Here is a 19,373-nt window from a genome sequence, read left to right as displayed (position 1 = left end):
AGCTAGTTGACTTTAAATAAAATTTGAATGAAGGGAGAAATAAATGTCTAGCAGCGACCAATACAAACGTCAAATCATGAATGATTTGGCACAAGGAAATACAGAATCTCTTGATGATGCTCCAAGAGACCCTTCAAGAGAGTATCAGAACTTTGACGATTTTGCACAACGTTCAACACACCAAGAACGGCGCCAATTGTTCGGTCGTATTGACCACAACCAAGTTCCTCCAAGCCAAATGGAGCCAGAACTCAAGAAGGCAATTGAAAAGATTCAACCAAACGAAAGAGACGATGTAGCGCGTTCATTCTTCAAGCACCTTAAAGAAAGAGGACTTGACGACCGTCATCTAGAAAAGCAATTGGGTCTTTCTACTCACAACCCCAACCGGATGACTGCTGATGATGTATCTAAACTCGCATCGTTTACATACCACAATCATCCTGACCTCTTCCGTGAGGTAATGGCAGAACAACCTGCAATCTTTAAGTTCCTCAGCAACCCTATGGTAGGCGCCGCATTAGGAGCAATCGCTTCTAAGTGGTTTGGCAAACACTAATCATTAGTTAATGCTATGTGTCGTGTGTAGAGACGTGAAATTTCACGTCTCTACATTTTGTTGTGTAAATGTAATTAAACAATATCGAAACGTTATGCAGAAAAACGAAGCAGTAGTCGCAAAGGTAAATGACTTACAAGATGGAGAAAAGCGACAAGTAACTGTAAACGAAACTGATATACTACTAGTGCGTTCAAATGGAGAATATTATGCTATCGGCGCCTATTGTACGCATTATCAAGCACCATTGGCAGATGGTATTTTAAGTGGAAATCACATTATTTGTCCTTGGCACAACGCTTATTTTCAAATAGACACAGGCGACCAACAAGAACCACCAGGGTTAGATTCTTTACCTTGTTATTCTGTGCATGTAGAAAATGAAGATGTAATTGTTACTATACCTCAATCATGCTCACAAACTAGAACTAGAGCAATGGCTGAGTATAATTCTGAAATAGATAAACGTACATTTATAATATTAGGAGCAGGAGCAGCAGGCGCCCATGCAGCAGAAACATTGAGAGTAGAAGGTTTTCAAGGGCGTGTTGTTATGGTTACGCAAGAAGACCAAATACCTTATGACCGTACCTGCTTGAGTAAAGATTATTTTACTGGTAAGGTTAATAAAGAGCAATTACCTCTGAGGGCGCCTGAGTTTTATCAAGAACATAATATTAAAGTTTTATTAAATAAACAAGTAGTACATGTCGATGCAAAAGCTAAAACTGTAACATTTGCTGATGGGGAAAGTCTTAATTATGATGCTTTACTTGTAGCTACAGGTGGTAAAGCGCGTCAGTTAGATGTGGATGGCGCCGATTTAAAAAATATATTTACTTTACGTAGCGCTACCGACACAGAAAGTATATTAACAGCAGCATCAAGAGCAAGTCATGCAGTTGTAATTGGTTCAAGCTTTATTGGAATGGAAGCAGCTTCGAGCTTAACGCAACGTGGTGTAAAAGTAACAGTCATATCACCTGATTCGATACCATTTAAGAAAATCTTAGGTGAAGAAATAGGACAAATATTTAAGCAAGTACATGAAGATAACGGTGTAACTTTTAAAACTGGCAGAAAAGTAACTCGTGTTGAAGGTAATGATACAGTTGAAGCAGTAATATTAGACAACCAAGAGCGAATACCCACTGATATGCTAGTTGTGGGTATTGGTGTACAACCAGCTACTGACTTTCTCGAAGGTATAGATTTAAATCAAGATAAAAGCATACCTGTTAATGAACACCTTTTATGTACTGCTGAAGGTATTGAAGATTTGTATGCAGCAGGAGATATCGCACGGTTCCCAGATAGGCGTACAGGTAAAGATACGCGCGTTGAACACTGGAGAATTGCCGCACAGCAAGGAAGAATTGCCGCACACAACATGTTAGGTAAATCAGTAAGATTTCAAACCGTTCCCGTATTTTGGACAATGCAGTTTGATTTCCCTTTGCGCTATGTAGGACATGCTAAAGAATGGGACGAAATTATTGTTGATGGAGATTTACAAAAACGTGAATTTATTGTTTTCTATGTAAAAGACAATCAAGTGTTAGCAGCAGCCAGTAGCAAACGCGACACCGAAACCGCAGCTATTACCGAATTAATGCGCTTAAATAAAATGCCACACCCTGACACTTTACGTCAAGGTAATTTCGATTTAATTGGACAAGCTGGATAGTTGTAGCACGGGCCAAGGCGCCTGTGCAGTGGTATGTAATTATGTTAACCACAAAAACACAAAGACGATGGGAACAAAGAAATGGAGAACCTTGGCCTATCGACCCTGTCACTGGTAAATTTGCACGGGCATCCCATCCAAGACCTTTAGCTGATGGTGGTGATCCGATGTTTGTCGAACCAGCATTTGGCGACCCCAATACTGAACACATGATTCCAGACCCCGTTACGGGAGAAACAGACCAACAAAGGTTTGGTAAAAGAAGAAAGACTACCAATGAGTGAACATTATTTTTGATTAAAGGCGAACCCATACCGTTTTTTTGTGTTATTTGTTAGTTAACCAATATCAGGTAAGGAGGCGATAGAACAATGTACGAATGGTTAGAGAAAGAGATTAATGAAATTCAAACCCTTAAATTTCATGTTGTAGAAACAGAGAAAGGAAAACTAGATATAAAGAAAACTATATCACCTGATTTTTGTTCATTATTACCACCATCCTATATTGCTTTTATCTCTAAGTTTGGTGGAGCAAAACTTTACAAAAAAAATACTGCATACCAAGTTGGTGTACTCAATCCTCCGCAGAAAAAAATCCTTAAGAGTGGAAAAGGAGGTAATTTAAATATCAATGCGTCTGAATTTGTAGAAGTTGTTGGAGTGTCAGCAAATAGTATTTTTGCACCCAGCTTATTGACAGCGCGCGCCGAAAGTTCAGGAAATGCAGGTAATCTTAATATCAATACACCACGTTTGAGTATTCGTGATGGTGGAATTGTATCAACAGAAGTTGTGCAAAGTTCAGGGAGAGGTGGCGCCTTAACAGTAAATTCATCGCAAGCAGTCGAGGTTATCGGTACATCTATATATAATATTAACAGTAGTCAGCTATCAACTCGCACTACTGGTACTGGGACTGCTGGAAATTTATTTGTCACTACACCACAATTACAAGTTTTAGATAACGCACAAATAACAGCTTCGACTGACTCACAAGCAAACGGTGGTGATATTGCGTTAAATATACAAACACTTTTATTAAATAATAATAGTTTGATTACCGCGCGTGCAACTCAACCCAATGGAACAGCAGGTAATTTAGGTGTTAACGCGACCACAGTAAATTTGAGAGGGCAAAGTGAATTATCAGTGGAAGCAACAAATAGAGGCAATGCAGGTAATTTAGTAATGAAGACAAAAACCTTGAACGTTACCGAGGATTCTCGTGTCAGTGTTAGCAGTCCTGAAGGTAGAGCAGGTACACTAGATATTAATGCCAACTTTATTAGACTTAATAGAGGCAGATTAACAGCAGAAACAGGATTAGAGAATCAGCAAACTGGCGCCGAAATTAACTTGCGTGACTTAGATATATTACTATTGCGGAACGGTAGCCAAATTAATGCTAGTGCAAATAACCGTGCCCAAGGAGGTAATATTAGAATTAATACAAATGCAATTGTAGCAGTTGCTAAAGAAGACAGTGATATTCGCGCCAATGCATTTGAAGGACGAGGTGGAAATATAGATATTAGAACTCAAGGATTATTTGGCATCAAACCAGCTATTTTTCCAATATCGCAAAGTGACATCACAGCAAGTCCCCTACTAGGAGTACAAGGACAAATTAATATTGCTCAACCAGATATAGACCCCACACAAGCAATTATTGAACTACCCGAAGAAGTCGTAGACGCAACAAGACGGGTCGCTCAAATTTGTCCTAGAAACCCAGGTGACAAACCTTTAGGAGAATTTACAGTTACTGGACGTGGTAGCTTACCACCAAGTCCTCTTGAACTAATGCCAGGTACAACTAAGCTTAGTTCTATTGCTACATTAGAAGGAAATGGCACAGCTAAGGTATCAAATGTACAATCATCACAACCTCCTATATTAGAAGCACAAGGTTGGATTAAAAGTCTAGATGGCAATATAGAACTTGTAGCAATGGCGCCTAACTTTACACCCTCCACACGTCCAGTAACTCCCACATGTTCGTAGGTTGGCTTTGCTTACGCGCAACCCAACATACATAATGTCTATAAAACTCATTTATCTTTCTATTTGCCAGGAGACTAACCTTATTTTTTAATATCAAAATCAACGATAGGTCCTTTAGGTACAATTCGATTGGGGTTAATATCGGTCATACTCATATAATAGCCACGTTTGATATGGTCGAGATTACAGGTGGCTTTAAACTCAGGAAGTTGATATAGGTCTTTTAAATACTTCCAGAGGTTGGGATAATCGAGAATTCGTCGCAAATTGCATTTAAAGTGACCGTAGTATACTGTGTCAAAACGATACAATGTTGCGAACATGCAAATATCGGCTTCTGTAAGGGAATTACCGCATAAATAACGCTGCTTGCTAAGAATAATTTCCCATTTATCTAAACTCTCGAAAAGTTCTGTCACTGCTTCTTCGTAAGCTACTTGCGAAGTCGCAAATCCCGCGCGATATACCCCAGCATTAATTGGTGTATAAATTGCATCTATAGTTTCATCAACCTGCCGTTGCAAGTCCTGTGGGTATAAGTCTATTTTCTGCGTTGCTAAGGAAGCAAACTCGATATCAAACATCCGCATAATTTCGCGAGATTCATTGTTAACGATGGTTTGAGTTTGTTTATCCCACAATACCGGAACAGTGACTCGTCCCGTATACTTGGAATTAGCTTTGAGATAGATTTCTTGCAAATATTGAGCGTTATTTACTGAGTCAGGAATGGTTCCTGGTGCTTGAGAAAACATCCAGCCTTTATCGCTCATAATCGGATCGACAATAGAAACTGAGATAGCATCATGCAGTCCTTTAATTTCATGCATAATTAAAGTGCGATGTGCCATTCGGACAAGAAGCGGCAACGTAAAGGTGATAGCGTCCTGCTTCTGCTTTAAACCCACTAGAACCATCTGCGGTTATGTAATGGCGAAATGTTGTTGGTATCTCATGGAACTCACCGTTTTGAGTGCGCTCGTTACCATCGGTTATCCACTTACCTGCAACCATTATTCCTGATGCCATAATTCTCTCCTGGGTGTTCCAGATGTAATTATTTTACCTTCATGGTTAAGGTACAGTAAATATGCAAGTAGAACTGTTGTAGAGAATGGTACATCATAGTTAAGGCGCCGTCCTAATAGCTACAGTTAAAGCTTATAGTAATATCGCGTAAGCATGGCGCCTTAAGTGTAAATGCCAACTCGCACTACTCGGACTGTTGTTAATGGACTTCCAAAAATTTAATTCTCCATCTCCATATTGTAGAATGGGCGTCCTCGCCCGTTCCAGACGCGGGCGGGCGGGGACGCCCACCCCACAAGACAATTTTGGGTATTTATTTAATTGGAAGTCCCTAAGTGCGAATGTAATTTTTTGTTACTTTCATACACTTGGCAAGCAAGTTAAGCCGCGAGTACAAGAGAAAAAAGTTTTAGAATAAGATAAAGTCTCTATACGCTAAACTAATGACAGATGTTTTGAAAGCTTTAAAATCTGCTAATTTTTTGGTAGATGCACATGGTCAACGGGTAGCTGTACAGCTAAGTATGGCATCTTGGGAAACTTTGCTTGATTGGGTAGAGAAGCAAGAAGATGCAGCAATTGTTAAAGCTGCTATCCCCCAGTTGAAGCAACTGCGCTCTGGTTCTGCTAGTGAAGAGTGGCTTGATTGGGATGCAGTTAAAGAACAATGGGACGAGGATTAAGGTTTAGCTGATGTATCGTGTTAGGTTGCAAGCTACCGTTTATGATGAGCGAAAAGCACTGCCAGGGAATATTCGGCAAAGAATGAAGAGTTTGATTGATTCTTTGGCAAAAGAACCACGTCCTTACAATAGCATTGAATTAGATTTGGAAGAAGTCGATACTGATTGGGAAATTAGGCGGATTCGTCTTAGTATGTGGCGAGTAATTTATGCAATTGACGAAGAGTTTCAGCAAGTAGCTGTTTTAGCGATAAGAAAACGTCCTCCTTATGACTATGAGGATATTTCAGATTTACTAGCAAATTTGGAATAATTTATTATTTGGTTAATGAAATCCGTGTCATTGTTTTATACTATTGAATAGCATCACGATTGGAAAACAACACCAAAATAAAGTATTTAAGCAGTATTTTAGCAACAAGCGTAGTGCATAAGCATTGTTTGCACAACTCTTAGGCGCCAGTTCCTTTAATAAACAATTAATTTACCTTCTGGGTACTGTCCATCCCAACCGCAAGGCCAATGTCCTAATCGATACCATTCTATTAGATTAGTAAAAAAAGTATCAGAACTGCCTGTTACAATTTCTACAGCAGCAGCAGCAACATCATAGGCTACTGCATCAGCCACACTTATTCCTTCTTCAAGCTCGTGACAGTAAATTGATTTGGATACAGCTTGCAATGCTTTATCATAAGCAATATCCCAAACAGGATTCATACTATCTATATGATTATGGAATGAAGCATTTATCCAATTCTCGTTTTGTAGATGTGACCAAGCATCATCCCAAGAAAATAATTGTTTAACTTATGGCTATGTATAGATTTACCAACATTTTTAAACCAAGCGATTGTATCCAATTCTTCTAGAAAAAGGTTAACTTTTGAATTCAATTGATTAATATTGCTACTAAATATAGTCATATGATTTATCCTCGTAATTAAATTTTAATCGTTATGGAGAAATTATTGTTAGTTTTACATTATACTGCCTTGTAATACTAAATACTACTTTTTGACAATAGTTACACAGTGGTTTATCTACGTATAAAGTTGCTTCTCCCCCAGTTATATTTCTAACTTTCATTTCATTTGCTAGCTTGGCAAGAGCGCGTCCCTCCGCATGAGTAAATGATACAGCACCAAGTTTTAAGTCGCTAACAACATTCGCTTCAAATCTCCCACTTTGCGGGAAAACTATGTTTAAGTTACGCTCTGAGATGCTACCCTACCCTTCGGGATATCTTCGATAACGGGAAAACTGCGTTAACGTTCGCGACTCATGACACCGCAAGATCATTCATTTTTTGGTACTCATAAGGTTTTCATAGGCAAACGGGTTATGCATATGTTCTTGCTCGCCAGAAATAGTAGTAAACAGCAACCGTTCAGTACGTTCTGCTGATATAAAAGCAGCAAAGGGCGGTTGAACGCGCGCTACTACTGGAAAGGAGATGTTAGGAATGCTGGCAGAACATAAACATAATATCGATATAAATGATTATGGTGAAGTTTATTCCTTTAAAAGCAACGAGCCGTTGTTACTTGACAACCCTGGCGCCGTTTGGCTAGTAAAGTCCGGCGCCTTAGCATTGTTTGCTATAAGTGTAGAACATGGTACACCGAAAGGTCGGCGCCGTTATTTATCTACAGTCAAAGCTGGTGAGGCAATGTTTTCGGCGACATGCTCATTAAATGGACAGCATCAAATTTTGGCTGTGAGTTTAGAAGAGAGTGAGCTTGTACGAATTTCTAAATCAGAGTTTTGCGATTTAATTAAACGAGATATTAATATCATTAATCGTAACATTAATCAAAATACTAATATAAATCTTTATAGAAATAAACAAATTCCAGCAATTCAATTAATTGAACGATGGGTAAATATTCTAGGAACGTCAGTATCGACGATTACATCATCTAAATTGCCAACACCATCACAGGCGCCGGGATGTGCCGTATTCGGAGAGGGTGAAGTATTTCAACCACCGTATGAAAAAGTAATTTGGGTAAAAGTATTACAAGGACAAGCTAATTTACTAGGGTTAGATAATTTAGAAATTACTCCATATACAGGCAGAATTCCTTTAGAGAAAAATTTATGGTTACAAGCACGCGAGTCTATAGTGGAAATTGACTCAGCTTGTATAACAGAAAATGAAGGAGGGTTATATCTAGATTCTCAGTTCTTACTCAACGGTTTACACGAGCTACAAAGTTTTGTACTGCAAGCAATAAGTCAAGTCGAACATCAAGAAACACTCTTTGAGCTAGCGCGCGCAAAAGAACGCGAAAGGTTAAATAATCAAGCAATAGCTAGCACTTTATCGGAATTTGCTAGTATATTTGAACCTGAAAAAGCAAAAGTCGTACCTGCGGCGCCTATAAGTACCGAAGATGCAGAGAAGTTGCATGTAAAATCTTTGCTGTTTTCTGCGGGTATAGTTGGGAGAGTGTTGGGTATTACTATTAACCCTCCAGCTTCTTCTGAAGATTTACAACGAGTACGCGACCCACTCGACGCTATTGCGCGCGCTTCCCATATCCGCGTTCGTCGCATTACACTACAAGGTGAGTGGTGGAAGCAAGATAGTGGACCGCTCGTTGCATATAAATTAGAAGATAATCGTCCTATTGCTTTGTTACCTGTTTCTGAAAGTCGCTATGAAATAATTGACCCCGTTTTACAAAAACGTTTGCCATGTAATCAAAAAATTGCTGCAACGTTATCACCTGTTGCTTACACTTTCTATCGTCCGTTACCAGAAACGCAAAATTTTCTGTCTTTGATGAAATTTGCTCTGTATGGACGTTCTAAGGAGATGCTGACAATTTTGCTTGGTGGTATTGCAACTACTTTACTCGGTATGGTGACGCCACAAGCAACAGCACTTATTATCGACCAAGCTATACCTAGTGGGGGTGGTGATAAATCACTATTATTTCAGCTTGCTTTAGGTTTGGTTGCAACTACAATAGGCGCCACATTATTCCAACTCACACAGGGTTTTGCATTAATGCGGTTGGAAACTTACGCCGATACTACCACCCAAGCAGCAGTATGGGATAGATTATTAAAACTCAAACCATCGTTTTTTCGTGCATTCTCAATAGGTGATTTAAGCGCACGGGTTTCTGTAATCACTCAAATTCGTCAAAAACTTAGCAATACTTTACTCAAAAGCTTTTTTTCGAGTGTATTCTCTCTACTCAACCTCGGATTACTATTTTACTACAGCATTCCACTAGCACTCGTTGCCACACTTGTAGCTTTAGTCAACGTTGTAGTTACCATTATTTCTGGTGTTCTTACCATTAAAAAAGTCCGTCCACTATTAAACCAACAAGGTAAACTATTTGGGATGATGGTGCAAATTATTGGGGGTGTATCAAAATTTCGCACTGCTGGAGCTGAAGCTAGAGCATTTGCTTACTGGGGTAGTCAATATCGCCATCAATTACAATTAACGATGGCATCGCAAAGTATCGAAGATAACTTAGTAGTAGTTAATAATATACTTTCTGCCTTAACTCCTGCTGTTATGTTTGGATGTGCAACCAGCTTACTTGCTTCATCACAAGCTAATGGTAGTTTCTCCACAGGTACTTTTTTAGCATTTAACGCTGCATTTGGAACATTTATTAGCGGCGCCACCAGTTTAAGCACCACTGTAGTAGATATATTAGAAACACTACCATTATGGGAACGCGCGCAACCAATACTCAAAGCAACTCCCGAAGTAGACACAACAAAAGCAGACCCAGGTAGGTTATCAGGAAAAATAGATATTAAAAACATTGTATTTCGCTACCGTAACGATGGACCATTAACGCTTGATGATGTCTCCATCAAAGCAGACCCAGGAGAATTTATAGCACTAGTCGGTCCAAGTGGCAGCGGTAAATCAACATTATTTAGATTATTATTAGGGTTTGACGCTCCAGAATCAGGAAGTTTGTACTTAGATGGACAAGACTTAGCTGGTTTAGATATCAATGCAGTAAGGCGCCAGTTAGGGGTAGTATTACAAAACAGTCGCTTAATGTCCGCTTCTATATTTGAGAACATTTCGAGTAATGCTGTTTTATCAATGGAAGAAGCATGGGAAGCAGCACAAATGGCAGGTTTAGCAGACGATATAAACTCAATGCCAATGAAAATGCACACCGTAGTCAGTGAAGGAGGAACAAACTTATCGGGTGGACAACGACAAAGACTACTTATTGCCCGTGCATTAGCATTACGTCCACGCATATTACTATTCGACGAAGCAACCAGCGCACTCGATAACAGAACCCAAGCAATAGTCAGCGAAAGCTTAGAAAAACTCAACGTTACCCGTATAGTAGTAGCACACCGTCTCAGCACAATACGCAACGCTGATAAAATATATGTCCTCCAAAACGGTAAATTAGTCCAACAAGGTAACTTCGATCAACTAGCACAACAACCAGGATTGTTTAGTCAATTGATTAGGCGCCAGAGAATATAAGACTAATAAATTATTTAACTAAGTAAAGTAGGGCATCTTGTGGAGTGGGCATCCTTGCCTGCTCATATAGGACGGGCAAGGATGCCCATCCCACAAAACTTAGAGGATGTTTTAAAAGTCGAGTAAAGTATAAATTGTCATTCTGAGCGCAGCGAAGAATCTAAGGTGTGATTAAATACTGAGATGCTGGACTACGGGACTAATAACATTTAAAGAAACTTTTAAAACATCCTATTATAATTACTGATAGCTCGCTGTTATTATGGCTGATAACTTATAGAACTTTCATCAATATCAACAATAACTTTTCCTCCCTGATTTTTCTCTACTTGTCGCCAGACTTCATAACCCATGAGAATTGCCTTTTCCCAATCACCTAAAGAACATAAAGAAACTTCCAAATGTGAGGTCATGCTTTTGATAGTCCTCAATAGTTGGTAGTCTATTTCTGAAACTCCTGCTAAAAAATCGTGGTCTTTAGCATAGCTAAACACAAGTGCTGATATACCTTCCTCAATTGCTATTGCTCTACCGCCATCTTCTACTTCGTCAATACTAGGGTTACTTTTGCGTTTACGTTTTAATTCATTACATTTTAGGTTACTGCGAATGACCGGCGACCAACCCAAAACTGCCGCATATGAAAGATGGAAAACATCGTGAAAACGATAGCCATCGTTTGAGTAAGAGTTATCAGTAAGATCATTGCCAATCTGTTCTCCATCGATGAATGCCTTCATCTTTATAGAGTTATCTTGGCTAACTTCGGTAATCTCTACTACAAACTGCCGTGGCAATCTTTCATGTTCTGCAAATTCTTTATCAAAGTTGTAGCCTGTAGCTTTCCCATCTGTCTTTACCTTTTTCCATCCCCAACGGTCATGACACTTCTCTAGATTTTTTTGCGCTATTTCTTCTAAATCTAGGTCAAATTTGCTTGCTACGTTGGCAACATACCAAAGTAAATCTCCTAATTCTTCTGCTACACAATATTTAAAATTTTTGTGAGCGTCTTTATCACGCAAGTATTTCTTGTATTCCGAAAGGAGTGAACCTGCTTCACCTACTAAACCAAGTAGAGGTACGATTTGTGAATTTTCAGTACCCTTTGGAACTTGGTCGCTTATCAGTGCTTGTTCTTGATACTGGCGGAAATCCATTATTTAATCCTGTTATTGATAGTTTGACTGGGTTTAAATTTAAAAAGCAAACTTTTTTTATTTATTAGACAAAATTTATTAGATAAGCTGCTTTTCCAGAGCATGTAGAAAATATAAGTAAAAGAAGACGAAAAAATAAGTGGTTATTCACTACCTAGTATACAAAAAAAAAGTTAGACAGGTATATAAAAATAAATACGTATATCAAATGATTTTCATAAAATCAGACATGGTTACTTATTGTCACGATTGTTTATTGGCTGTATATTAACAATTTAAACGCCATTTATTACTCTCGCTAAATAAAAAACGCTAACGGGAGCTTAAACGAAGTAGTGTAACTTAAAATTAACGTATTTTTTCAGTTTAATTCTTCTATCCAAGCTACGAATAATTTTATTTTTATGAGTATAATATTGAGTTAAATATATGGTAATCAGCTTTCCAAGGCTAGTTAGTCTTATAATCAAACATTAAAAAATAATTGGTTTAGTATTTTTTTTAAGGTACAGTGGATGACGTGGATATCCATATTTTGTAACGCCTAAACAGTAGAGAGTTTGTTTGCTAGAGATTAAATTCTGTACAACTTTATCCCGACCTTGAAAGCCTCCATGAGTACCCCATGCTACAATAATCAAAGAAGTACGTCTTGTTGCTAATTGAATATAGAAGTTATTTTTTGGTCCTACAGGGTCAGTAACTTTACGAAGCTCACGAGGTTTAGTCGCGCGGTAAGCGAACAGGTTAACTACTTGAAGAGAACCATAACCCAAAGATTTAGCAAAATGAATGCATTTACGGAGTGTACGGTCATCTTGTTTAGCATCTGCGGTACTTGGGTTAAGCATTACAAAGGTAATTTTCGGTTTACTTGCGTCCCATTTACGACTGAGTAAGTAACGATAATCCCCTACAATTCGTGCAGATTTTCTCATAATTATTATACTTGCATACACATCATACCAAATTTTGTCAAGCTCTAGATACACATATTATTTGACCTAGAATAGACATAGTTGTTGAGAACTCTCGACCTCCATATTCTGTAAATTTTTTTGCTTTTTGCTCTTATTATTTGCACTTTTTTTATGCGCCTCTTGCTTATTCTTTGCTATTGGCATATTTTCTAAAAATTGAGAGCTATTCTTTTCTATGTTGCTTAGTAAACTATCAATTATCGTGTCTTCCAAAAATAGCTGCTGATAATTTTTAGTATTTGATGCTTCAAGTTTCGTAATTTCTCTTTGTGTTTGAATATTTTCTAATTCAATAATTTCTAGTTTATAATTATCTAGATTTTGCAATCTTTTCGCTAACGTTTGTTGAACTTTATGATTTATATGCCATTTTGGTGGGTAAAAATAATCAATTGCTTGAAAATTTGAAGTAAATTTTGATTTTATTTTTTTACGATTACTTTTTAATTCAGGAAATGCCTCTCTGCAATATTTATCAGTTTCACAAAAAAGATTTTGACAATCTATAGCTTGCAGAGGACGACCCCAGAGAGATTGAAAATTTAAACCTAAACGTTGAAATTCTTTATCTTGATTTTCAGTCATCCAAAGAATGATATCGCTGTAATTTTTACCACCAGTATTAATGAAGCACTTGTTGATACCGCGTTCAGCACCTGGACCTGCTATGGTAAAGCTGTTTTCATCAAAATTAATAATTTCACTATAGTTAATGTCTATTGCTAATTGGTAAGCCATAAACTTACCAAGTAGTGGATATTCTTGAATAATATTAAAAACTTCTTCAAGATTTTTAGCTTTAACTATGCGATTAATTAGTTTATCTTCAAAAACCATTTTTTCAATTAATTTGAGATGATTTTGATGCTTTTTATCATAACCAAACTCTTTACTGGCACAAGACATATACGCACTAGTATAAATGGCATGTCCTGAATTCATTGCTTCTTCTAAAATAGAAGAATAGGTATTAAAGTTAAAATTAGATAATACAATATAGTCTCCTACTTTCTCTTCTAAATATTTCCAAGTTTCGATTTTATTAAAAATTTTAAATAGTAAAATTCTAAAGATGACTTCTTCTTCATTATTACTCCTATTTGGGTCATAAATTACATTTTTAATAAGATACTGAGAAACGCGGTCGCTTGCTCGATAAGCATTGCAAAACTTGTAAGTATTAAGAATACGATTATTAGTCCAGGGGGGAAGTGGATTGTTAATTTTATTGAAAAATACTTCCTGACGCATGGCAGCAAATTTCCAATATGTATCAAAAGTTTCTTGCCTTACTCGCATAGATTTTTCTCCTAGCTTGATTTACCGTTATTAACACCGACTAAATATTTTCTGCTTTTTGCTCCATATTACCTTCTATACAAATTACCTAAAAGTCAGAAAAGAGTTTTTAAGCTTTCTGACATTGCCATTAGTATACTGCATACCATGCAATGTCTAGCAATACCCACCTCAAGTTTAAAAAAGCGCGGTCGTAAGACATAGTTACTAGAGAAGCATTAAAGTTTTAGGGGAATGCTTACTTGACCACGCTCTTACCCTAATAATTCAAGGTGACGTTGTTTTGGCGATAAGAAGTATAAGAGCAGTAAGGGTAATTATTCCACAAATAATTACCTCCTCTTGTTTTGACCTGCTTACATAGTAAGTGTGATTAGCAGTGAATTCAGCGTTAAGTATCGTAACACTAAGCAACAATATGTAAAGTTTGCTAATGGAATTCTTTATAAATCCATTCATTTGCAGAGGCATCACCTATTGTACAAGAATTGCTTTAAGCTTTTTACAAAGTCTGGGCTTAATGAGTACGTATAAACTACATAAAAATTGGTTACGAATATCCCAACCGAGTCACTACAGGTAATTGTAAATTCTGAAGAAGCAGTAACATTTTTTTTATAATTTACGTTAAAAAATATAATATACATCGCTACTTAGTTAGATATAATTCATTATTTTATAAGCAATGTACAGCTAGTTATATAGTTATTTTAAAGATTGTATGAATCATAATTATGAGATATAAAATTAAAATATTACTTTCCGCTCAGATGATTTATCTCTTCCCGAAGCAAAAATTTCATCTGGATTTATATCTGCTGCTTCTATATCATACTCCTGTCTAAACCTTTCTACAGATTCCCAAAAGTTTGGTGTTTTCTTAAGTAATTTTTCATATTCTGCATGAGAAAGTATAACAGCTGTCTGTTTGCCCTGCTGAGTAATTTGGATTGTTTCGCCTTGTTCAGCTTCCTGAATAATTTTGTCTAAATTAGGGGGAATTTGTTCGATTTAATATTGCATAAATAAAATTATTTACTTAAATCGATTTTTACCTATCGATATATTAGCAATCTTATTAGATATTATCAGTAATCCATCCAATAAATGCATGAGTATAAAGTAATACCCTTCTTCGTCTTCGTCTGCTGGGTTGAAAAAACTATTTAAAACATCATCCGGTAGGGGAGCATCAAAGTCTGGGGCAATGCTGACTTTACCACGGTCTAAAGGGTGAAATTCGAGCTTTAGGGATTTCTATACTATACATATGCAATTTTTCAAGTATCCCCACCACTATAGCAGCCCACGAGGTTAATTTGTTAACCATTGGTTATCAAATCCTTTACTCGCTAAATTTTGACAACGAGTCGTTGTCAAATTATTTCACTACACCATCCGTTCGCGCCAGTCTATTCGGTTTTGAGAGAATAGTGAAGTATTTGAAAAAGTAATTTTGGTAAAAGTATTATAATGACAATTTATGTAATACTATTTTTGATGGATTTGAAAAGCAAAATTGTGATTATAGAATATTAGAAAGAACTCAAAGACTGTCTCAAGTATTACAGCAAAACTTGATTAACATTACAGAAAATAGACTTTTTGACTACTATGTATATTATATAGGACAAACACATTGGGGTGATTGGGCTGGTGTTTGGACGCAACAACCTTGGCATTGAGCAGTGAGTATTTATTTTTTTGTTGTACCAAAAGCTCTACTCAATTCATTACCAACCAGTTTTCTATTTTTAGGTTTTCAAAATCAGAATAGTCAGCAACGTTATTTGTAACTAAAATTAGGTTATTTACTTAAGCTATTACAGCAATTTGTCCATCAGCATATGCTAAAGTTTTACCAATTGTTGTCAGTCTTGCTCGTTCCACAGCAAACCACTCGGCAGCTGCGGTATCATAGGGAAGGAGAGGTATTTTCTGTTTCACTTCTGCATATAAATATGCTTCAATAATCGGGCGCTTTTTAGACCCTACTGGTAAACGGTAACAGCCAAATAGAAGCTCATGAAACACTACAGTTGCAGTAGCTATTTCGCCTGAATATTGCAGTAGCATCCTGACTACGTTTGGATTTGGGCGGGGGCGTAACGGCTCTGAGAAAATATTAGTATCTAAAAGAAAGCGCATAAAATTAAAATATTACCTCACGCCCAGATGATTTATCTCTTACATTAGCAAAAAGCTCATCTGGATTTATATCTGCTGCTTCTATATCATACTCCTGTCTAAATCTTTCTACAGATTCCCAAAAGTTTGGTGTTTTGTTAAGTAATTTTTCATATTCTGCATGAGAAAGTATAACAGCAATCTGTTTGCCCTGCTGAGTAATTTGGATTGGTTCGCCTTGTTCGGCTTCCTGAATAATTTTGTTTAAGTTGAGGGAAATTTGTTCGATTGAATATTGCATAAATAGAATTATTCATTTAAATCGATTTTTACCTATCGATATATTAGCATTTTTATTGAACATTATCAGTAACCCACCAAATACATATATGTGTATTAAATAATACTCTTATTCGTTTTGTCTGTTGGGTTGGGAAAATTAGGGCACAGAGGAGGAATCATTATATTTTTATAACTCTCCCTCCCATCGCATTCAATAACTGCTACATGTTAATAAAACTCATTTATCTTTTTATTTGCCTTTAAAAATAACTCAAATATTACCCTACCACATTTGACTATTGGGATGAAAACAACAAATCCTACAGAGTCAGGCAGAATTTGGGAAAGTGGACTTTACCTTAATGTATCTAATATTAAACCAGGGCAAGAAAGCGTTGTAGAGCATCATATTCATCAAAATCTATTTACTCGTATTAACACAGAGTTATTCCAAGTAAGTGACCCGCTACCTGAAGAGCGAGACAAGTATTGGGAATTCCAAAAATTGAGAACGGCTGAGGTAAGTAAAATATGATAATAGGCGTGTTATTAATCGCGAGACTGTAGTAAAAATTTTTAGATTGATGGCAAATATTATTACCACAGATTTTTATAATACCTCTGGCTTTTGCCAGACCACTGAATAACGCCAGAATAAATGCTTTCTGACTTTTGCTCTCCTCAACAAACTTGTGTAAATTTGTTGTGCTTGCTTCCAAGTTAGGTAGTTATCTGTACGAAGATGCTCTTTCATCGCTGCTGCTGCTTCAGGTGATAATTGAATATGTCTATTTTTGATTGTCTGAAATAGCCAATTTAAAGGAACAGCAACAAAATCACTTAATTTATCCAACAAACTCTCATATTCGAGCAAATCTAATATCAATAACTTTCCGCCAGGTTTTAAAGCTGCCTTTAAAGTAAGTAACAAGTTCTCAACAGGCAAATGATGAAGTGTAGCAATAGAAACAATTACGTCAAATTGCTCAATTGGCGTCTCCCACTGTAAAACGTCAACAACTTGAAAATTAATATTTGAAAACTTTTCTGAACGCTGCTTGGCAACTTCAATCATATTAGCAGACAGGTCGATGGCAACAACCATTTCACAGCGTTTAGCAACCATACGTGAAAATTCACCTGTTCCGCAGCCAATGTCAAGCACTGTTTTACATTGGGATGGCAACTGTTTGAGCAAAAAGTGGTGATAATGATTGTTGTGATCCCATCCCTCTTGGTCATGTAGAGCAATGCTATCAAAATCATTCCGAATTTTTTGCATGTTTGCTTCATTCATGCTAACTTTTCTCTGGTAAGCACTGAAATTTAACTTAATTTCTCTGACCATTTGCCGTATTTTATTGTTCCCCTTACCTCAAAATTATTGGTATTGTAGTTTTTTCAAGGTACAGTGGATGACGTGGATATCCATCTTTCGTAACACCTAAGCAATAAAGACTCTGGTCACGATAAATTAGATTATGTACAACTTTATCTCGACCTTGAAAGCTACCATGAATACCCCATGCTACAATAACCAAAGAGGCACGTCTTGTTGCTAACTGAATATAGTAGTTATTTTTTGGGCCTACAGGGTCAGCAACTTTACGAAGCTCACAAGGTTTAGTGGCGCGGTAAGCAAACAGGTTAACTACTTTAAGAGAACCATAACCCAAAGATTGAGCAAAATTGATGCATTTACGGAGTGTGGGGTCATCTTGGTTTGCATCTGCGGTACTTGGGTTGAGCATTACAAAGGTAATTTTCGGTTTACTTGCGTCCCACTTACGGCTGAGTAAGTAACGATAATCCCCTACAATTAGTGCAGATTTTTTCAAGGCAATGTTTTGATTTACGTTTGGTTAATTCGGCGCCAAGGCTATGCTATATGCGATTGGGTATATAGCATAGCAAACTATAAAATATAGTTGTGACACGATTCGGTGTTTGAGAAACCTGGTTCTTACATGGATTATACAAGTGTCAAATTAGCCTTGACAATTATATCGTTATAATCCTTATCACCACCGTTAGCTAAATCCTCAAAACCAAAGGTATTGTTACCTAACAGTCGAATATGGTCAACTTTATCAGTGTTGGCGCCACTCCATGTACATAAAAATGTACTAATGGGTGGTGTCTGTAATGCGCGCGCATGTGAGTGTATAAATTAAGGTAGATATTTATGGACTAAATTTTTTATGAAGTGGAAAAACCTAAGCTTTTTGACTTGTGGATTTGTATTATCAACTACAATATCTTTTATTTTTACATCGGTAGTAAATGCAAATAGCAGCACAAATCTAAATCCAAGTTTAGTCCCAGAGTCAGGAAAAACTGCTCAAGATTTTGTACCATCAGGTTGGAAGCTTCAGGATAAGGTAGATGGAGATATTAACAACGACCGTCAACTAGATACAGTATTAACATTAATCCAAGCAGGGACACAAAATGATGAGCGTGTGCGTGGATTAGTAGTTTTAGTCAAGCAATCGAATGGGCAGTTACGGCGCCTAGCTGTTGCAAATAAACTTCTACTATGTTCGTCTTGTGGAGGTTTACTAGCTGGATCAGATGGGGTAGGTTCAAATATAGAGATTAAAAAAGGTGTTATAACAATATCTCAACTAAGTGGTTCACGACTTGCTCGTGAAACTAAACATCGTTTCTGGATAGATAAATCATCTGGGCGCCTTGTGTTAATTGGTAAAGATATCCTTGATTTTGACCGTGGTAATGGCGATTCAACTTTGGTTAGTAGTAACTATTTAACTGGGCAACAAATTGTAGAAAAGTCCCAGCGTCAAAAAGTAGTTTCTACTAAAAAGTCTACTATTCCTAAGACCAAGCAGTTCATTGAAACTGTTAATATTGAAACTAATTAATTTTGCCCAATAAGAAACTTCCAAAAATTTAATTCTCCCGGAATGTGGAGTGGGCATCCAAGCAAACACCTCCTTTGAATGAACGGGCGGGACGCCCATTCCACAAGAAAATATTAAAGTTAGTGATTGGGCTGGTGTTTGGATTTAGACCGGAACGCTCTGCATTGGTAACATTTTGTTT

Annotated in this window: 19 protein-coding genes and 2 pseudogenes; 10 read left to right on the top strand and 11 right to left on the bottom strand. The window is 37.1% G+C overall.

Annotated elements, in window-relative coordinates; translation table 11 throughout:
- Positions 1-43 precede the first annotated feature (43 nt).
- From DSM106972_RS35815 to DSM106972_RS35800, 4 genes are all read left to right on the top strand, one after another.
- Complete coding sequence (locus DSM106972_RS35815; protein ID WP_127085157.1) at positions 44-559, top strand: hypothetical protein; 516 nt, start codon at positions 44-46, stop codon at positions 557-559.
- A gap of 94 nt (positions 560-653) precedes the next feature.
- Positions 654-2,246, top strand: a complete 1,593-nt coding sequence (locus DSM106972_RS35810) for an FAD-dependent oxidoreductase (RefSeq protein ID WP_127085156.1) — start codon at positions 654-656, stop codon at positions 2,244-2,246.
- A 41-nt stretch (positions 2,247-2,287) separates the two neighbouring features.
- The gene (locus DSM106972_RS35805; RefSeq protein ID WP_127085155.1) at positions 2,288-2,530 is read left to right on the top strand and encodes a hypothetical protein; all 243 of its coding nucleotides are present in this window, start codon (positions 2,288-2,290) and stop codon (positions 2,528-2,530) included.
- Positions 2,531-2,617: 87 nt separating this feature from the next.
- The gene (locus DSM106972_RS35800; RefSeq protein ID WP_127085154.1) at positions 2,618-4,252 is read left to right on the top strand and encodes an autotransporter outer membrane beta-barrel domain-containing protein; all 1,635 of its coding nucleotides are present in this window, start codon (positions 2,618-2,620) and stop codon (positions 4,250-4,252) included.
- 80 nt (positions 4,253-4,332) lie between these two features.
- Here DSM106972_RS35800 and DSM106972_RS35795 read toward each other — a convergent pair.
- Positions 4,333-5,281: pseudogene (locus DSM106972_RS35795) on the bottom strand (glutathione S-transferase family protein).
- A 443-nt stretch (positions 5,282-5,724) separates the two neighbouring features.
- Between DSM106972_RS35795 and DSM106972_RS35790 the strand changes: the two are divergent.
- Complete coding sequence (locus tag DSM106972_RS35790; RefSeq protein WP_127085153.1) at positions 5,725-5,964, top strand: hypothetical protein; 240 nt, start codon at positions 5,725-5,727, stop codon at positions 5,962-5,964.
- Positions 5,965-5,974: 10 nt separating this feature from the next.
- Complete coding sequence (locus tag DSM106972_RS35785; RefSeq protein ID WP_127085152.1) at positions 5,975-6,277, top strand: type II toxin-antitoxin system RelE family toxin; 303 nt, start codon at positions 5,975-5,977, stop codon at positions 6,275-6,277.
- A gap of 155 nt (positions 6,278-6,432) precedes the next feature.
- Here the strand turns inward: DSM106972_RS35785 and DSM106972_RS35780 are convergent, their stop codons facing one another.
- Complete coding sequence (locus DSM106972_RS35780) at positions 6,433-6,684, bottom strand: hypothetical protein (protein WP_127085151.1); 252 nt, start codon at positions 6,682-6,684, stop codon at positions 6,433-6,435.
- A gap of 745 nt (positions 6,685-7,429) precedes the next feature.
- Between DSM106972_RS35780 and DSM106972_RS35775 the strand changes: the two genes are divergently transcribed.
- The gene (locus DSM106972_RS35775) at positions 7,430-10,459 is read left to right on the top strand and encodes an NHLP bacteriocin export ABC transporter permease/ATPase subunit (protein ID WP_127085150.1); all 3,030 of its coding nucleotides are present in this window, start codon (positions 7,430-7,432) and stop codon (positions 10,457-10,459) included.
- A gap of 260 nt (positions 10,460-10,719) precedes the next feature.
- Here the strand turns inward: DSM106972_RS35775 and DSM106972_RS35770 are convergent, their stop codons facing one another.
- The 4 genes from DSM106972_RS35770 to DSM106972_RS55975 all read right to left on the bottom strand — a co-directional run bounded on the left by DSM106972_RS35770 (position 10,720) and on the right by DSM106972_RS55975 (position 14,900).
- Positions 10,720-11,619, bottom strand: coding sequence for a nucleoside triphosphate pyrophosphohydrolase family protein (locus DSM106972_RS35770; protein ID WP_127085149.1), 900 nt, complete (start codon positions 11,617-11,619; stop codon positions 10,720-10,722).
- Positions 11,620-12,092: 473 nt separating this feature from the next.
- On the bottom strand, positions 12,093-12,557 hold the full coding sequence (locus tag DSM106972_RS35765) for a DUF1643 domain-containing protein (protein ID WP_127085148.1): 465 nt from the start codon (positions 12,555-12,557) through the stop codon (positions 12,093-12,095).
- Positions 12,558-12,623: 66 nt separating this feature from the next.
- Positions 12,624-13,898, bottom strand: a complete 1,275-nt coding sequence (locus tag DSM106972_RS35760; protein WP_127085147.1) for a nucleotide kinase domain-containing protein — start codon at positions 13,896-13,898, stop codon at positions 12,624-12,626.
- Positions 13,899-14,645: 747 nt separating this feature from the next.
- Positions 14,646-14,900, bottom strand: a complete 255-nt coding sequence (locus DSM106972_RS55975; protein ID WP_411675373.1) for a type II toxin-antitoxin system Phd/YefM family antitoxin — start codon at positions 14,898-14,900, stop codon at positions 14,646-14,648.
- A gap of 491 nt (positions 14,901-15,391) precedes the next feature.
- Between DSM106972_RS55975 and DSM106972_RS55970 the strand changes: the two genes are divergently transcribed.
- Complete coding sequence (locus DSM106972_RS55970; RefSeq protein WP_127085256.1) at positions 15,392-15,583, top strand: nuclease A inhibitor family protein; 192 nt, start codon at positions 15,392-15,394, stop codon at positions 15,581-15,583.
- Between the two features lie 40 nt (positions 15,584-15,623).
- Here the strand turns inward: DSM106972_RS55970 and DSM106972_RS35740 are convergent.
- Both DSM106972_RS35740 and DSM106972_RS35735 read right to left on the bottom strand, forming a co-directional pair.
- Positions 15,624-16,046 (bottom strand): annotated as a pseudogene (locus DSM106972_RS35740) (type II toxin-antitoxin system VapC family toxin).
- Positions 16,047-16,050: 4 nt separating this feature from the next.
- Positions 16,051-16,326 (bottom strand): type II toxin-antitoxin system Phd/YefM family antitoxin, encoded by a 276-nt coding sequence (locus tag DSM106972_RS35735; protein ID WP_127085146.1) that lies wholly within the window; start codon positions 16,324-16,326, stop codon positions 16,051-16,053.
- Positions 16,327-16,611: 285 nt separating this feature from the next.
- On the opposite strand from DSM106972_RS35735, the gene DSM106972_RS35730 reads away from it, so the two are divergent.
- A complete protein-coding gene (locus tag DSM106972_RS35730; RefSeq protein ID WP_127085145.1) occupies positions 16,612-16,842 on the top strand; it encodes a hypothetical protein in 231 nt (76 codons plus the stop codon).
- 75 nt (positions 16,843-16,917) lie between these two features.
- Here the strand turns inward: DSM106972_RS35730 and DSM106972_RS35725 are convergent, their stop codons facing one another.
- The 3 genes from DSM106972_RS35725 to DSM106972_RS35715 form a co-directional block, all read right to left on the bottom strand.
- Positions 16,918-17,604: a class I SAM-dependent methyltransferase gene (locus DSM106972_RS35725; RefSeq protein WP_127085255.1), complete on the bottom strand. Its 687-nt coding sequence runs from the start codon at positions 17,602-17,604 to the stop codon at positions 16,918-16,920.
- 73 nt (positions 17,605-17,677) lie between these two features.
- Entirely contained in the window at positions 17,678-18,145 is a 468-nt protein-coding gene (locus DSM106972_RS35720) for a DUF1643 domain-containing protein (RefSeq protein ID WP_127085144.1), read from the bottom strand.
- Positions 18,146-18,279: 134 nt separating this feature from the next.
- Complete coding sequence (locus DSM106972_RS35715) at positions 18,280-18,474, bottom strand: DUF4114 domain-containing protein (protein ID WP_267901204.1); 195 nt, start codon at positions 18,472-18,474, stop codon at positions 18,280-18,282.
- A gap of 34 nt (positions 18,475-18,508) precedes the next feature.
- Between DSM106972_RS35715 and DSM106972_RS35710 the strand changes: the two genes are divergently transcribed.
- Positions 18,509-19,192: a hypothetical protein gene (locus DSM106972_RS35710; protein WP_127085143.1), complete on the top strand. Its 684-nt coding sequence runs from the start codon at positions 18,509-18,511 to the stop codon at positions 19,190-19,192.
- Positions 19,193-19,373: the final 181 nt, after the last annotated feature.

Source organism: Dulcicalothrix desertica PCC 7102, from assembly GCF_003991905.1.
In the GTDB taxonomy this organism is placed as follows: Bacteria; Cyanobacteriota; Cyanobacteriia; order Cyanobacteriales; family Nostocaceae; genus Dulcicalothrix; species Dulcicalothrix desertica.
The sequence above is the reverse complement of the archived record's forward strand: the minus strand, read 5'-3'. Positions and strand labels throughout refer to the sequence as shown.

Bases quoted from the DNA above. Each gene is read 5' to 3' on its own strand.
- DSM106972_RS35815 (WP_127085157.1), top strand. From the start codon at position 44: ATGTCTAGCAGCGACCAATACAAACGTCAAATCATGAATGATTTGGCA.
- DSM106972_RS35810 (WP_127085156.1), top strand. From the start codon at position 654: ATGCAGAAAAACGAAGCAGTAGTCGCAAAGGTAAATGACTTACAAGAT.
- DSM106972_RS35805 (WP_127085155.1), top strand. From the start codon at position 2,288: ATGTTAACCACAAAAACACAAAGACGATGGGAACAAAGAAATGGAGAA.
- DSM106972_RS35800 (WP_127085154.1), top strand. From the start codon at position 2,618: ATGTACGAATGGTTAGAGAAAGAGATTAATGAAATTCAAACCCTTAAA.
- DSM106972_RS35790 (WP_127085153.1), top strand. From the start codon at position 5,725: ATGACAGATGTTTTGAAAGCTTTAAAATCTGCTAATTTTTTGGTAGAT.
- DSM106972_RS35785 (WP_127085152.1), top strand. From the start codon at position 5,975: ATGTATCGTGTTAGGTTGCAAGCTACCGTTTATGATGAGCGAAAAGCA.
- DSM106972_RS35780 (WP_127085151.1), bottom strand. From the start codon at position 6,684: ATGAATCCTGTTTGGGATATTGCTTATGATAAAGCATTGCAAGCTGTA.
- DSM106972_RS35775 (WP_127085150.1), top strand. From the start codon at position 7,430: ATGCTGGCAGAACATAAACATAATATCGATATAAATGATTATGGTGAA.
- DSM106972_RS35770 (WP_127085149.1), bottom strand. From the start codon at position 11,619: ATGGATTTCCGCCAGTATCAAGAACAAGCACTGATAAGCGACCAAGTT.
- DSM106972_RS35765 (WP_127085148.1), bottom strand. From the start codon at position 12,557: ATGAGAAAATCTGCACGAATTGTAGGGGATTATCGTTACTTACTCAGT.
- DSM106972_RS35760 (WP_127085147.1), bottom strand. From the start codon at position 13,898: ATGCGAGTAAGGCAAGAAACTTTTGATACATATTGGAAATTTGCTGCC.
- DSM106972_RS35735 (WP_127085146.1), bottom strand. From the start codon at position 16,326: ATGCAATATTCAATCGAACAAATTTCCCTCAACTTAAACAAAATTATT.
- DSM106972_RS35730 (WP_127085145.1), top strand. From the start codon at position 16,612: ATGAAAACAACAAATCCTACAGAGTCAGGCAGAATTTGGGAAAGTGGA.
- DSM106972_RS35725 (WP_127085255.1), bottom strand. From the start codon at position 17,604: ATGAATGAAGCAAACATGCAAAAAATTCGGAATGATTTTGATAGCATT.
- DSM106972_RS35710 (WP_127085143.1), top strand. From the start codon at position 18,509: ATGAAGTGGAAAAACCTAAGCTTTTTGACTTGTGGATTTGTATTATCA.